Here is a 12768-nt window from a genome sequence, read left to right on the forward strand (position 1 = left end):
GCCTGATCAGCGCGTCCTGGACGCGGGTGTGGTGGGTATGCGGATATCCATCCAGCCGAGCATGGCGTCGACCGCATCGGCCGGATCGCCGTCGGCGCCGTCATTTGTCCACTCGAGCAGCGCTGAGAACGTCGCGGCCTGGTAGGCGTTGGCGAGGGCGCGGCACGTCGAAACCTGAGCGGAAGGGATACGGCGATGGATGAAGACTGTGAGCTCGTCGATCCACGGTTTGTATGCGGCGGGCGCCATGGCAACAAGCTCGGGTTCGGCGGAGATGAGCCGAAGCCAATCGGTTCCGATGCGCCGGATGCGGGGGTGGTGGGACACCGAGTGGGCCACCGACGTCCGAATGGCATCGCCGATCGGTAGTGAGTGGGAAACGGAGTTCAGCGCCTCGCGGAGACGTTCGGTGGCCGGAGCGACACCGAGCCAAGCGATTTCGGCTTTGGAGGCGAAATGACGTGAGAGGGTTCTGCTGCTGATGTCGGTGACGGCTGCCAGGTCTGCCCAGCTCGTACTGGCGTATCCCCGCTCGCTCCAGAGCTTCAGTGCTTTTTCCGCTATGACGGCGGCGTCGATCACCGACGGTCGACCCCTGTTGCTGTTGCGGGGTGATCGGGTCTGGCGCAGCCCTGGCATGTGACCAGGACAACATTTTTGTCTTAGTCTGTCAAAAAGTCGATGACCTCAGTTGTCGCACGATGCAGGGAGTGGCAATGGGTGTGTATGTGGTGACCGGCTCGGCCTCAGGGATGGGACAAGCGGTGGTCGATGAGCTCCGCGCCGACGGTCACACTGTGATCGGGGTCGATGTCGGGGAAGCTGAGATCCGGGTCGACCTGTCGACCGCGGCCGGGAGGCAAGAGGCTGTGGAGCGGGTTCTGGCCGTGGCCGATGGCCGACTCGACGGCGCCGTTCTCGCGGCGGGGATCGGGCCGACTCCGGGAAAGGGGCGCGCGCGAGTCATCTACGAGGTGAATTATCTCGGAGTTGTGGAATTGCTGGAGGGCTGGCGCGACGCCCTGGCCCGTGCGCAGACCGCGAAAGTGGTGGTGTTCGGTAGCAATTCGACGACAACAACACCGGCTGTTCCGCGGCGCGCCATCCGGGCTCTGCTTGTCTCAGATCTGGACCGTGCCGAACGGGCCGTGGCGATCTTCGGCAAGGCGGCACCGTCGATCGCGTACGCCGCCTCGAAAACCGCGGTGAGTCGGTGGGCGCGCCGCGCGGCGGTCACACCGGAATGGGCTGGAGCCGGCATCAGACTCAACGTCCTGGCGCCAGGGGCGATTGCCACACCCCTGCTCCAGCGCCAATTGGCAACCCCTTCGGAAGCCAAAGCGATTCGCAGCTTTCCAATCCCCGTCGGTGGATTCGGTGAGCCGAAGGAGCTGGCCCGTTGGGTGGTGTTCATGTTGTCGGATGCCGCGAATTTTCTCTGCGGGAGCGTGATTTTCGTCGACGGCGGTTCGGATGCCTACTTCCGTGCCGATAGTTGGCCCAAACCGGTACCTGTCGGCCAAATCTTCAGCTACGCGAGGCGATTTCGGGGTCATACCGGGCGAAACCGGATCCTGTAGGAGTCGTTCTCCCAGTGACCGGGAGCACCTATGAGTGCATCGGCAGGCCATCCGCTCATAATCGACCGCTGCCATCTACACGTGATGCGCATCACGGGAAACGACCCGCTGCGGCGACTGCCGCAATCATGCGGGTGGTATTTGCAAAGGAGTCCTGTGTCATGAAACTCGGAAACCGAAATCTTCAACGACGAACCTTCGCCGGCGCGGTTGCGTTGCTATCCATCGCAGCGCTCGGTGCCACGGCCTGTAGCAGCGATGATGCGAGCGGGAGCAATGTTGCCGCCGCGTCGACGACGTCGTTGCCCAGTAACCCGGCCGAAGGCTCGGCGGTGAAGATCGGATTCGTCTCCACGGAGGGCGGTGCAGTTGTATCTCTGCCCGAGGTGCGCCAGGCGGCCGAAGCTGCTGTGGAGTATGTGAACAACAACGGCGGTGGCCTCGCCGGCCACCAGGTCGAATTGGTGGTGTGCAAGCAGCAGGAGGATCCGACGTCGGCGACCAACTGCGCCAATCAATTTGTGGAGAAGAAGGTCGCCGCAGTGTTGTCCGGCGGCACATCTCAGGGACCGGCGATCGTACCGATCGTCACTGGTGCAGGAATCCCGTACGTGACGTTGAATGGGGTGTCTGCAGCCGAACTGACGTCGCCAGACGTCGCTGCACTGGGTGCGGGTCTACCTGGGACGATCTCCGCCATGGCGGCCGCCGCCAAGGATCAAGGCATGAAGAGTTTCACCATCTTCGCCAGTGACGGTGGAGGACTGGGCGCAATCATCGGCGCGATGGGTAATCCGATCTTCAAAGCTGCGGGCGTCGGACTGAATGTTGTCCCGATTGCGCTCGGTGTCCCCGATCCCACCCCGCTCGTCACCGCCGGTCTCAGCGAAAAGCCCGATGGTGTGAGTATTGTCGCCGACGCCGCGACCTGTTCGTCGGTGCTCAAGGCCATCCAGACGTCGGACCCAACGGTCAAGAAGGTCCTGCTCCCCACCTGCTTGGAGCCTGATGTGATCAAGGTCGTCGGCATCGACGCGCTCAAGGGCAATATGGGAATCACCGCCACCGACTACCTGTCGGATCGTCCGGATTCGGTGCTGTACCGCTCGATCCTGACCCAATACGCACCTGATCTGTCAGTCACGGGCTCCGGAGCGCTCGGCTACCAAACCGTGATGGCGGTCATCGCCGCCACGAACGGCATCACCGGTGACGTCACCGCCGCCACCATCAAAGAGGCGCTCAAGTCGGCGCAGAACGTCGAAATGCCCGCTGGCGGCGGAATCACCTTCACCTGCAACGGAACTGCATTCCCGCAAATGCCCTCGATCTGCTCCAACCAGATGCTGCTGGGTGAAATCAACGATGACGGTGTTCCGGTCAACCCCACGGTGACCGGCTAAATCGACACATCCTTTTTGCGAGAGAGAACATCATGACTGACCATCTTGCGTACCTGGCGCTCGGGTTGGGTAACGGCGCCGTATATGCCGCCATCGGCCTTGCGCTCGTCATGACCTTCAAGAGTTCGGGGGTCGTCAACTTCGCTACCGGCGCGGTTGCTCTGTATACCGCCTATACCTACGCGCTGTTGCGCACAGGTGAGCTGATGGTCCCGATACCGGGGCTCCCCAAGACGATCGACTTCGGTCGACCTCTTGGGGTGGCCCCGGCCATGGCGATCTCTCTGGTGATCGCTGCAGCGCTGGGAATCTTGTTCTACGCAGCGATCTTCCGGCCGATGCGCAATGCCTCCACCGTGGCGAAGGCGGTCGCTTCGATCGGCTTGATGATCGTTCTCCAAGCGCTCATCGCGCAGCGGGCGGGAACCGGATTGGTGGCAGTCGAACCGATTTTTGCGCTCGACACGATTTCGATCGGCGACAGCACCATCCCCACCGATCGGATCTGGCTGGCCTTGGCAATCGTTGCCCTGGCCGTGATTGCCACTCTCGTGTTCCGGTACACCAGGTTCGGTGTTTCGACCGAGGCCGCAGCCGAATCAGAGAAGGGCGCCTACCTGACCGGACTGTCGCCGGACAAGATTGCCTTCAGCAACTGGGCATTGTCTTCGGCCGTCGCGGGCCTTGGCGGCATCCTGATCGCGCCGATTGTCGCGCTGAATCCCGTCGCCTACTCGATGTTCATCGTCCCGGCTTTGGCGGCGACACTGGTCGGGAACTTCTCGTCCATCTGGTTGACTGTGATCGCGGGCATCGCGATCGGGTCCCTCCAGGCAGAGGCGACCAATCTCCAGGCGACACTCGACTGGTTGCCCAAAACTGGTGTTTCCGAGGGGATCTCGTTGATCCTGATCGTCGGATTCCTGGTGGTCAAAGGAAGGCCGCTGCCGGATCGAGGAAGCGTTGTACGGCAAGCGCTGGGTCGGGCAATGCGCCCCGACCACCTACTCATCCCTACCGTGGCTGCCCTCGCGGTGGCGGTGATCGCACTGTTTGCGACCTCGGGCAGTTGGCGGGCAGCAGTCATCACCAGCATCATCTTCGGGATCTTGGGGCTCTCCCAGGTCGTGGTGACGGGATACGCCGGCCAGGTCTCACTGGCACAACTCACGCTCGCCGGAGCGTCGGCATACTCTCTCAGCAACCTCACGTCCGACCTAGGTGTGCCTTTCCCGATCGCCCCGATTCTCGCCGCTGCATGTGCGACTGTGATCGGCGTGGTGGTCGGACTTCCGGCACTCCGTGTCCGAGGTTTGCCGCTGACCGTCGTCACGTTGGCGCTGGCGGTCTTCCTCGAAGCGTTCTGGTTCCGTAATCCCTCACTCAATGGCGGAGTGAACGGCGCACCCATCGATCCGCCAAAGCTTTTCGGTATCGACTTCGCGATCGGTGCGGGCGAAAACTATCCACGCATCCCATTCGGGCTGATGTGTCTGGCTGTGCTGACCGCCGTTGCGTTGGCCGTGGCCTGGCTACGACGCAGCAGCCTGGGCACCGACATGCTCGCAGTCCGTGCCAATGAGCGTTCCGCCGCCGCCACCGGGATCAACGTTTCAAGGACCAAGTTGATCGCCTTCGCGATCGGTGCGTTTATCGCCGGCCTCGCGGGTGCGATGATGGGCTACCAGCAGACGTTGGCCACACCTGAACCATTCATGGTGTTCGTCGGCATCACCCTGTTCGCGGTTATGTACGTCGCCGGAATTTCGTCCATTACCGGCGGGATACTCGCCGGCATCATGGCACCCGGCGGCCTTCTGTACCTTTTCGTCGATCGATTCCTGAACATCGGTGACTATTACGCGGTAATCAGTGGGCTCTTGCTCATCATCACTGTCATGCTCAATCCCGACGGGATCGCGAGCACCCTGCCGAGGCTTCCGCTGCCGACGCTCGGTAGGAGAAGCAAGACTGAAGACGTTGTCGCACAGGAGATCAGCACCACCGATCTGGCCGCAGCCGCGCCTGTTGGCGGGGAACCGTTGCTGGTGATCGATGACGTCACCGTGCGCTACGGTGCGGTCACCGCCGCATCGGAGGTCTCCTTCGAGGTTCGTCGCGGCGAGATCGTCGGTCTGATCGGACCCAATGGTGCAGGTAAGACGACCCTCATCGATGCAATCACCGGGTTCGCGCCGGCGACGGGCTCCATGCGTCTGGGAGATATCGACCTCGGGGGCAGACCGCCGCACGCTCGCAGCAGGGCCGGATTGGGGCGCAGTTTCCAGGACGTCGAGCTCTATGACGACCTGACGGTGGCGGAAAACGTCACTGTGGGTGCGACGCGGTCGCAATCTTCGTTGGGCGCGGGGGAGCGGGTCCACAGAGTGCTGCATCTTCTCGGGCTGTCCGAACTGGGCGCTGCCGAGGTTGCATCGCTGTCACAGGGACAGCGGCAATTGGTATCTGTGGCACGGGTTCTCGCCGCCGAACCTGTGGTGGCACTGCTCGATGAACCGGCCGCCGGACTGGACAACAATGAAAGCCGTTGGCTCGGTGACAAATTGCGGGCGGCGCGTGATGCGGGTACGTCTATTCTGCTGGTGGACCACGATATGGACCTGGTGCTCACCATCTGCGATCGGGTTGTGGTCTTGGACCTCGGTCGGGTGATCGCTGACGGGCCGCCGAGCGCGATCCGCACAGATCCGGAAGTGCTCCGTGCCTACCTGGGGGTTCCCTCCGATGAGGACGTCGGCACCGATGTGGTGGCCGACAAACTCGCGCCAACGAGTCCCGTACTCACATCACAGGAGACATCGTCATGATTGCACTGGAATGTCGTGCGCTCACCACCGGCTACACGAAGCAGCGGCCCTGTGTCCGCGCAGTAGATCTGACGGTGAAGGCGGGAGAGATCACCTGCCTGCTCGGTCCGAACGGTGCCGGAAAAACCACGTTGTTGATGGCACTCGCGGGCCTGCTGCCGCGGTTTGATGGTGAGGTTCTGGTCGGCGACCACGCCGTCCGTGGCGGTAACCCGCGTGACGCTGTCCGGTCCGGATTGGTACTCGTGGCGGATGACCGCGCGCTGTTCCGAAGTCTCAGCACGGAACAGAACCTGCGGTTGGCTGTGCCCGAGCGTTCCCGGCGGGCCGGCGGGATACGCGAAGTCATCGAGCATTTTCCCTCGCTGGAGAAGCGTTTGAAGGTCGATGCCGGTCGATTGTCGGGTGGCGAGCAACAGATGCTGGCCATTGGCCGCGCAATCCTCCAACGTCCGAAGGTGCTGCTCATCGACGAGTTGAGCATGGGCCTGGCGCCAGTAATCGTCAACGAAATCCTCTCGGTATTAAGAGATTTTGCTACAAACGACGACATGGCGGTGGTGCTGGTGGAGCAACACGTACACCTGGCGCTGCGCGCAGCAGACCGGGCCGCGGTGCTGGTGCACGGCAGCATTGTGCTGGATGATTCCGCCGAATCCCTCCGGTCTGATCCTCGACGGATCGAGGCCGCCTATCTGGGGGAGACCGTTACCACGGTCGCACGATAGCGCGACGTCAAACGATTGCCGGGTCGGTGAGTTCTTGAACTCATCGACCCGGCAATGTTGTGTTCGCGGGTCCCGAAAGCGGTTACAGGTCAGCGGTCTGCGGGCACGGCATGGGGCATCGCGGTCTCATACCAGTGGCGTTCGGCGTCGTTGAGGGTCCCCAATTCCAGTGCGCGCCTGCCCCAGCCCTCGATGAGCCCGATGAACTCCGCCGGATCATAGATGTCTTCCTCCGACGAGAACTTCCCGTCGCCCGCATATGTCAGGATGCTGATGTTGTCCGAACCCATCGCTGAACCGTCGCCCGGATCTCGCATCAAGTTGTTCAGTTTCACCACGATGACCCCGTTGACATCGTCGATGAGATGCCAATAGTCGGGGAATGACGTCATCGCCGACCCGGGGAACTGGGCCAGCGTGGGTTCGACCCAGGCCCAGATGGCGTCGTGTCCGGTCAAAACACCCACCATCTGCTCGTGGTAGGTGGCATCGGGTGTGAACAGGTCGACGAACTCGCGCCAACTGCCTTGTCCCGAAGCTGCTCGAGTGACGGTGGCGCGCCAATGCTGAAATGCTGATTCCAATTCGGTTCTGTCCCACGATGTTGTCATGCTCGGACGCTAGTCATCCGGAAGGTCCGCGGTACCGGACGATAACCGGTCAGTGGGAGAACTGCGGATTTCAATCATCCTGTTCAACAGCGTGATTCGATCTCTCCCGTTGCGTGGGACGACGTTCAAGACCTGCGTCGCAGTCAATTTACCGTGGTGCTAGTCATGCTCACCATTCGGTGGGTTTCGTCTGGATACAAAATAGGAGCGCTCCATGACAGCCACGCTCGAACGGCACCCGATGACCCCGGTGGCGCCGCCGTCGATGATCCAGGATTTCTATACACCGGACGAGATTGCGACCCTCACGTCGGTCATTCGGGACAACGCGCCCTGGCGGTTGATCCTTGCCCATCACTTCGCGTCCACCGAGGAGTACCTTGCCGTGTCAGGCGGCAACAACCGTCGATCAGATGCCCGGTTGTCCGATTTCGTGGCGCCGGTCTTCCGTGGATTCCTCGGCAATGACGGAGTGGTCCTCTATCCGGAGCTGAATGACATCTATTTCGGCCGTAAGCTGCTGGACACGGCAAAACAGTTGCACGGCGCCAAGTACGGGATGGCACACGACCTTCTGTTCAACATGTGCGGCCCGTCGCACAGCTTCGATGCCGGCCACTTCGACACCGGGAGCTTCCGCGGAATCGGATTGCACAATGCACCGCTCTGGCTGCTGGCGGTGATGTTCAAGTCGGGGCTGTTCGACGCCTGGGAGGTCAAGACTGCGCAGGTGATCACTTACTTCTACAACTCTGACGTCGACGGTGGATTCACCTACTGGCCCAAAGGGCCCGACCGGTCACCAGAACGCTTCGCCGCACCGTTCTGGAATACAGCGATACTGACCGATAATTCGCGCATGTACCACCGTCGTGAATCCAGCGGTCCCCGAGATCGGCGCGATCTACCGGGTTTGGACCTGTCGTCGACACTGCACAGCGTCGGTGATGACGAGTGGTCGATTCGCAACGGCGATACAGAGATCAGCCATGTGAAAAACGCCGACATGAGGATGCTCGTGCACTACACCGCATTGCTTTTCGATGATCTGGCGGACGTCAAACGCTACCAAGATCACACAGATGACCTCACCATGGAGAAGGCCTTCGGGATGCTCATCGCAGACCTGCGAGCGAAGGGTGTCACGGTTCCCGAACCGAGCGAGCCCGGTACCGACACAGCGTTCATCGCGCAACTCACCGATTTCTACAAGATGGCTCCCCGTTCCTACCCTGCGGAGGCGCCGTTGGAAGTGCGCAGCTGACCGCACGAGCAAAGAACCATCCCGGACGAGCGTCCGGGATGGTTCTTTTTGGTCGTGTGGCTTCTGAGCGTGTAGTTCCCGTCGGTGATCAGACTTTGAGTGCCGCCGCGGCCTTGCCGGCGCGTCGACCGAAGAAGCTACCGTCTCCCAAGCTCGCGCCGCTGGCATAACCGCCGGCACACACTCCGGATGTACAGCGGCCGGCGGCGTACAGTCCGGGTATCGGTTCTCCGCTGACGTGGAGGACCTCGGCATCAACCGTCGTCTTGAGCCCGCCCAGGGTGAATCCACCCACCATGCCGCGCAGGTCATACGCGGCGATGGGCGTTGTCAGCGGTTTGACCCATTCACTCTTTTTGGAGAAGAACGGGTCCGACGACGTGGCCGCCGCATGACGATTGAACAATTCGATCGTCGAGGTCAGGCCGCCGGTGGGAAACCCCATTTCGCTTTCGAGTTCTTCGACGGTCTCGCATACCCAGGTCGGCGTTCCCCGCATCACCGCACTGGTTGATTCCGTTTGCGTGGCCTCCTCGAATGAGGCCTCGTCGATCACGAGGAATGCATCACCACCTTGGCGGAGAAGGGTTTCTTGCGCAATACGGCCCGGGTAGGTGTCCTCGGCGACGTAACGCTGACCGCGTGCGTTGACGAGAATTCCACGTGCCATCAGTTGAGGGTCACAGAAAATCGCAACCTCTGTTGCATCCATGTGAGAGGTGGCGGCACCCAATGCCTGACTCATTCGGATCGCCTGTCCATCATGGCTTTCGATCGATGCCGCCGGTCTGCCTGCTATCCGCGGTGCATGGTCCTTGAGCATCTCGTCGTTGTAGGCGAAACTTCCGGTCGCCAGAACCACACCGCGGCGGGCGCGGATCGTGAGGTCGGCCCCGTATTGGCGGGCCACCACTCCGGTAACGCGTCCATCGTCATCGATCACGAGAGACTGCGCGCGAGTATCGAATACCGTTCTGACACCGAGCGCTTGTGCGCACTCGATCAGCGGTTTCATGAGCATGTGACCACCGGTCTGTTCCCCCTCGGCCTCGGCTGCTTTTCGGGGAAGATGCCCGCGGGGTGCCGGTGGGATGAGGGCATTGAACGGTGCAGCGTTCTCACCGCCGGAATACATCAGTCCTTCACTGTGAGGGGGCTCCCAACCCGGCTCACCCCAGAACGATTCGTCGAAGACAACCCCGGCATCAATCAACCAGTTGTAGTGGGCGACGCTTTCCTCGCAGTAGATGTCGACTTTGCCCTCATCGACGCCCGGGCCCAAGGCGCTCTTCATGAATGCCTTCATGTTCTCAACCGTGTCGTCGAAACCCAACGCGCGCTGCAACGGTGTGCCGCCGCCCAAGTAGACGAAACCACCGGACATGGCGGCGGCACCGCCGCCGCCACCGAGCCGTTCCAGGACCAGTACGTCAGCACCGGCGCGCGCGGCCTCGATCGCGGCTGCGACTCCAGCTATCCCGAAACCAGCGATCACGACGTCCGCTTCGAGTGACCAAGTCGCCACGGTTGAAGATCTCACTGGCTTGAGGGTCGGATCTACCACGGTGCCTCCTAGTTGCGTGTTTCATCAAAGTAGGTCAATGCGCACCCTTGTGCGCCAGAGGTACTCCCTCTCACCGGGAACAGTTGTGTGTGAAGAGATCTCTCTCCCGCTCTATGGGCACCCCGGGTTGTCAGGGGTGTGCGGCTCGAACACCATGTGGGATCAGCCAATCAGATGGTTCCCGCCAGTCCCAGGAGTTCCCATGGTTTCCGGTCTCGAAGAGCGTAGCGTTTCCGCAGTTGCGATCGAACTAGCACAACTCGTGGGTGCCTGGTGGTACCACTACGACGAATGGCATCCTGAAATTCTGCGTGGAATGCTGTCAGATGATGCAACTTTCAGTTCCCGTACCGATAGCGGCGCAACAGAATACGAGGAGTTCGTGCGAGCCGACATCGCCGGTGCGGACGCAGTGATGGTGTGGCAGGAGGATCATCGAATCAATAGCCCCTATCCGTTGCGGCATTGTGGCTCCAATGTGCATGTCACGAGTTTTTCCGGTGACGTGGTGGAGTTCGCGTCATACATTTTTGTCACCAAGATCGTCGACGGTAGGCCGTTGTCGTTGTCGACCGGAACTGCCTGTGGCGCAGTGCGAATCACCGACCGCGGACTGTTGATGCACCGGCTTGACGTCGTTCTCGACACGACAGATTCGGTGCCCTTGGCGGAACGCGCGAATGCTGGCAGGGCGTGATGGTGGCCGACCGTCACGCGGCTTTCCAACTGCCAGAGGTCGGAATGGGTCGTATGAGGAGCAATTGGGCGCTGTCCAACGGCGCTGTCCGAGCAGGGTGTCGGCTGACAAAGTGAGGCATGGACGATGAGGATCGCTGGAAAGGTGTTTGCGCTGACCGGAGCTGGAAATGGCATAGGCCGTCAGGTTGCACTCGAACTACTCGCACGGGGCGCTCGAGTTGCTCTGATCGACCGGGATCAGGCCGCATTGAACCAGACCCGGGAACTGTCGGGTCCGGACAGCGCGCGGGTGTCGACACACGTGGCCGATGTCAGCGATCCCGAAGTGGTCGACGACCTACCTGCGCAGGTGATCGCGGAACACGGTCAGGTTGACGGGCTCCTCAACGTCGCGGGGATCATTCATCGTTTTGTTCCGTCGGTAGAACTCGAGCGGCATGAGATCCGTCGGATTGTTGATGTCAATTTCTGGGGAACCGTACACACGACCCTCGCGTTCCTCCCGGAGCTGCGGAAGCGGCCTGAGGCCGCCATCATCAATATCTCGAGCCTTTCCGCTCTCGTTGCCTTCGCGGGCCAGACGTTCTACAGCGCAACGAAGGCGGCAGTGAAGCAGTTCACCGAGGGCCTGTATGAGGAGCTCATCGATTCGAACATCACGGTGACGGCAGTCTTTCCCGGCAATATCAGTACGGATATCAGTGGAAACTCGGGTGTGACGATGATCGATGCGGGCAGCCGAAAGGTTCGGTCGACAACACCGGAGCAGACTGCTCGCGAAATCGTCGACGCCATCGAGAAGGGTAAAGCTCGACTGTTGGTGGGGGCCGATGCGAAGCTGTTGGGAGCGCTGACCCGACTGGCGCCGGTCATGACCATGCGCCTTGTCGCCAAGCAGATGAAGAGCGTGCTGTGAACCCGGCGGGGCTCTGCTGCACTCTCACCGGGACGGATCGATGAGGATTTTTGCGTGGCGCTCGGGATCGCCGAGGTCATTGAATGCCTGTGCGACGCCGTCGAGGCCAACGGTCGCCGTGTGCAGCGGCGACGGGTCGACCTTGCCGGAGGCGATCATGCCCAGCGTTTGGCTGAATTCTGCTGGGTCGTAACCGAAGACGAAGCGCAGGTCGATCTCTTTGCTGAGGGCAACAGCTGGGCGGAACTTGTCGACTTCGGTGCACATTCCGACCACGGTCACCAGCGACCGAAGCGGTGCGTTGGCGATTATGTGATCGATGATTCCGGAGACGCCGGCACATTCGAAGACGACTGGACCGCTCGGAGATTGGCCGAGTCGATCGGCGCCGAAGAAGATCTTCTCCACCGAGGCGAATGGGATCCGGCGCACGGCTTTGGTCATCTTGAGTGCGAAAGCGAGGAGTTCCGGCGTCGAGTTCACCGGGTCCTTGAGCGTGATGGTGTCCCAGGGCGATTGGACCTTGGGGTCGACGACCACATCGGCACCGCACTGGGTGGCGAGCTTCCGCCGGCCGGATGAGAGATCGGATGCGATGACCGTCGTGACGCCTGCAGCCTTGAGCATCAGGATCACCGCCAGGCCGATGGGACCGCAGCCGATGACGACGGCGGGGCGTTTTTTGCTGATTCCCGATCGACGGACCGCATGCCGTGCGACGGTGAGCGGCTCGGTGAACGCGGCCTTGTCGGGCGAGACACCGTCGGGAACGGGGAATGTCAGCGCTTCCTCCACGAGGGTGTATTCGGCATAGCCACCCGCTGCGTGAATGTCGAAGCCCGTCAGATGCATTCCGACCTCGGTGCGAAGGATGGGCAGCGCCGTGACCGTCGTACCCGCAGCCCAACGGCCCCGGGTCTTCGGGCCGTACGACACCACCTCGCCGAGGAACTCGTGACCGAGAATGACTTCCTGGTCCGGAAGGATCGCTGTCGTGTAACCCGATTCGAGCATCAACGCATTCAACTCGGAGGCGTCCTTGGTGGCGTGCAGATCCGATCCGCAGATCCCGGTCCGCAGTACCTTGATCAGGATTTGTCCCGGACCTGGTTCGGGTGTCTTTACCTCGCGAACGCTGAGCTCGCCCTCCGTGCAGACAACGGCCTTCATCGCGT

11 protein-coding genes are annotated in these 12768 nt (G+C 61.5%); 7 read left to right on the forward strand and 4 right to left on the reverse strand.

Annotated elements, in window-relative coordinates:
* Positions 1-6: 6 nt before the first annotated feature.
* A complete protein-coding gene (locus AC56PL_RS21020; RefSeq protein ID WP_497155057.1) occupies positions 7-639 on the reverse strand; it encodes a TetR/AcrR family transcriptional regulator in 633 nt (210 codons plus the stop codon).
* A 77-nt stretch (positions 640-716) separates the two neighbouring features.
* Between AC56PL_RS21020 and AC56PL_RS21025 the strand changes: the two genes are divergently transcribed.
* The 4 genes from AC56PL_RS21025 to AC56PL_RS21040 all read left to right on the forward strand — a co-directional run bounded on the left by AC56PL_RS21025 (position 717) and on the right by AC56PL_RS21040 (position 6539).
* Positions 717-1580 carry an SDR family oxidoreductase gene (locus AC56PL_RS21025; protein WP_482137811.1) on the forward strand — a complete coding sequence of 288 codons (864 nt, stop codon included), beginning with the start codon at positions 717-719 and terminating at the stop codon, positions 1578-1580.
* A gap of 161 nt (positions 1581-1741) precedes the next feature.
* Positions 1742-2983, forward strand: coding sequence for an ABC transporter substrate-binding protein (locus AC56PL_RS21030; protein ID WP_482137813.1), 1242 nt, complete (start codon positions 1742-1744; stop codon positions 2981-2983).
* Positions 2984-3015: 32 nt separating this feature from the next.
* Positions 3016-5811 carry an ABC transporter permease subunit gene (locus tag AC56PL_RS21035; protein ID WP_495518152.1) on the forward strand — a complete coding sequence of 932 codons (2796 nt, stop codon included), beginning with the start codon at positions 3016-3018 and terminating at the stop codon, positions 5809-5811.
* Complete coding sequence (locus AC56PL_RS21040) at positions 5808-6539, forward strand: ATP-binding cassette domain-containing protein (protein WP_495518151.1); 732 nt, start codon at positions 5808-5810, stop codon at positions 6537-6539. The genes AC56PL_RS21035 and AC56PL_RS21040 overlap by 4 nt, the downstream gene beginning before the upstream one ends.
* 89 nt (positions 6540-6628) lie before the next feature.
* On the opposite strand, the gene AC56PL_RS21045 is transcribed toward AC56PL_RS21040, so the two are convergent.
* Positions 6629-7150 carry a nuclear transport factor 2 family protein gene (locus tag AC56PL_RS21045; RefSeq protein ID WP_495518150.1) on the reverse strand — a complete coding sequence of 174 codons (522 nt, stop codon included), beginning with the start codon at positions 7148-7150 and terminating at the stop codon, positions 6629-6631.
* Between the two features lie 214 nt (positions 7151-7364).
* Between AC56PL_RS21045 and AC56PL_RS21050 the strand changes: the two genes are divergently transcribed.
* A complete protein-coding gene (locus tag AC56PL_RS21050; RefSeq protein WP_495518149.1) occupies positions 7365-8414 on the forward strand; it encodes a hypothetical protein in 1050 nt (349 codons plus the stop codon).
* Positions 8415-8502: 88 nt separating this feature from the next.
* On the opposite strand, the gene AC56PL_RS21055 is transcribed toward AC56PL_RS21050, so the two are convergent.
* Complete coding sequence (locus AC56PL_RS21055) at positions 8503-9978, reverse strand: FAD-binding protein (protein ID WP_495518148.1); 1476 nt, start codon at positions 9976-9978, stop codon at positions 8503-8505.
* Positions 9979-10114: 136 nt separating this feature from the next.
* On the opposite strand from AC56PL_RS21055, the gene AC56PL_RS21060 reads away from it, so the two are divergent.
* Positions 10115-10675: a hypothetical protein gene (locus AC56PL_RS21060; protein WP_497155058.1), complete on the forward strand. Its 561-nt coding sequence runs from the start codon at positions 10115-10117 to the stop codon at positions 10673-10675.
* Between the two features lie 126 nt (positions 10676-10801).
* Positions 10802-11593, forward strand: a complete 792-nt coding sequence (locus tag AC56PL_RS21065; RefSeq protein ID WP_497155059.1) for an SDR family NAD(P)-dependent oxidoreductase — start codon at positions 10802-10804, stop codon at positions 11591-11593.
* Positions 11594-11617: 24 nt separating this feature from the next.
* Here AC56PL_RS21065 and AC56PL_RS21070 read toward each other — a convergent pair whose 3' ends face one another.
* Positions 11618-12763 carry an alcohol dehydrogenase catalytic domain-containing protein gene (locus AC56PL_RS21070; RefSeq protein WP_495518145.1) on the reverse strand — a complete coding sequence of 382 codons (1146 nt, stop codon included), beginning with the start codon at positions 12761-12763 and terminating at the stop codon, positions 11618-11620.
* Positions 12764-12768 lie beyond the last annotated feature (5 nt).

Source organism: Williamsia sp. Y721, from assembly GCF_059683565.1.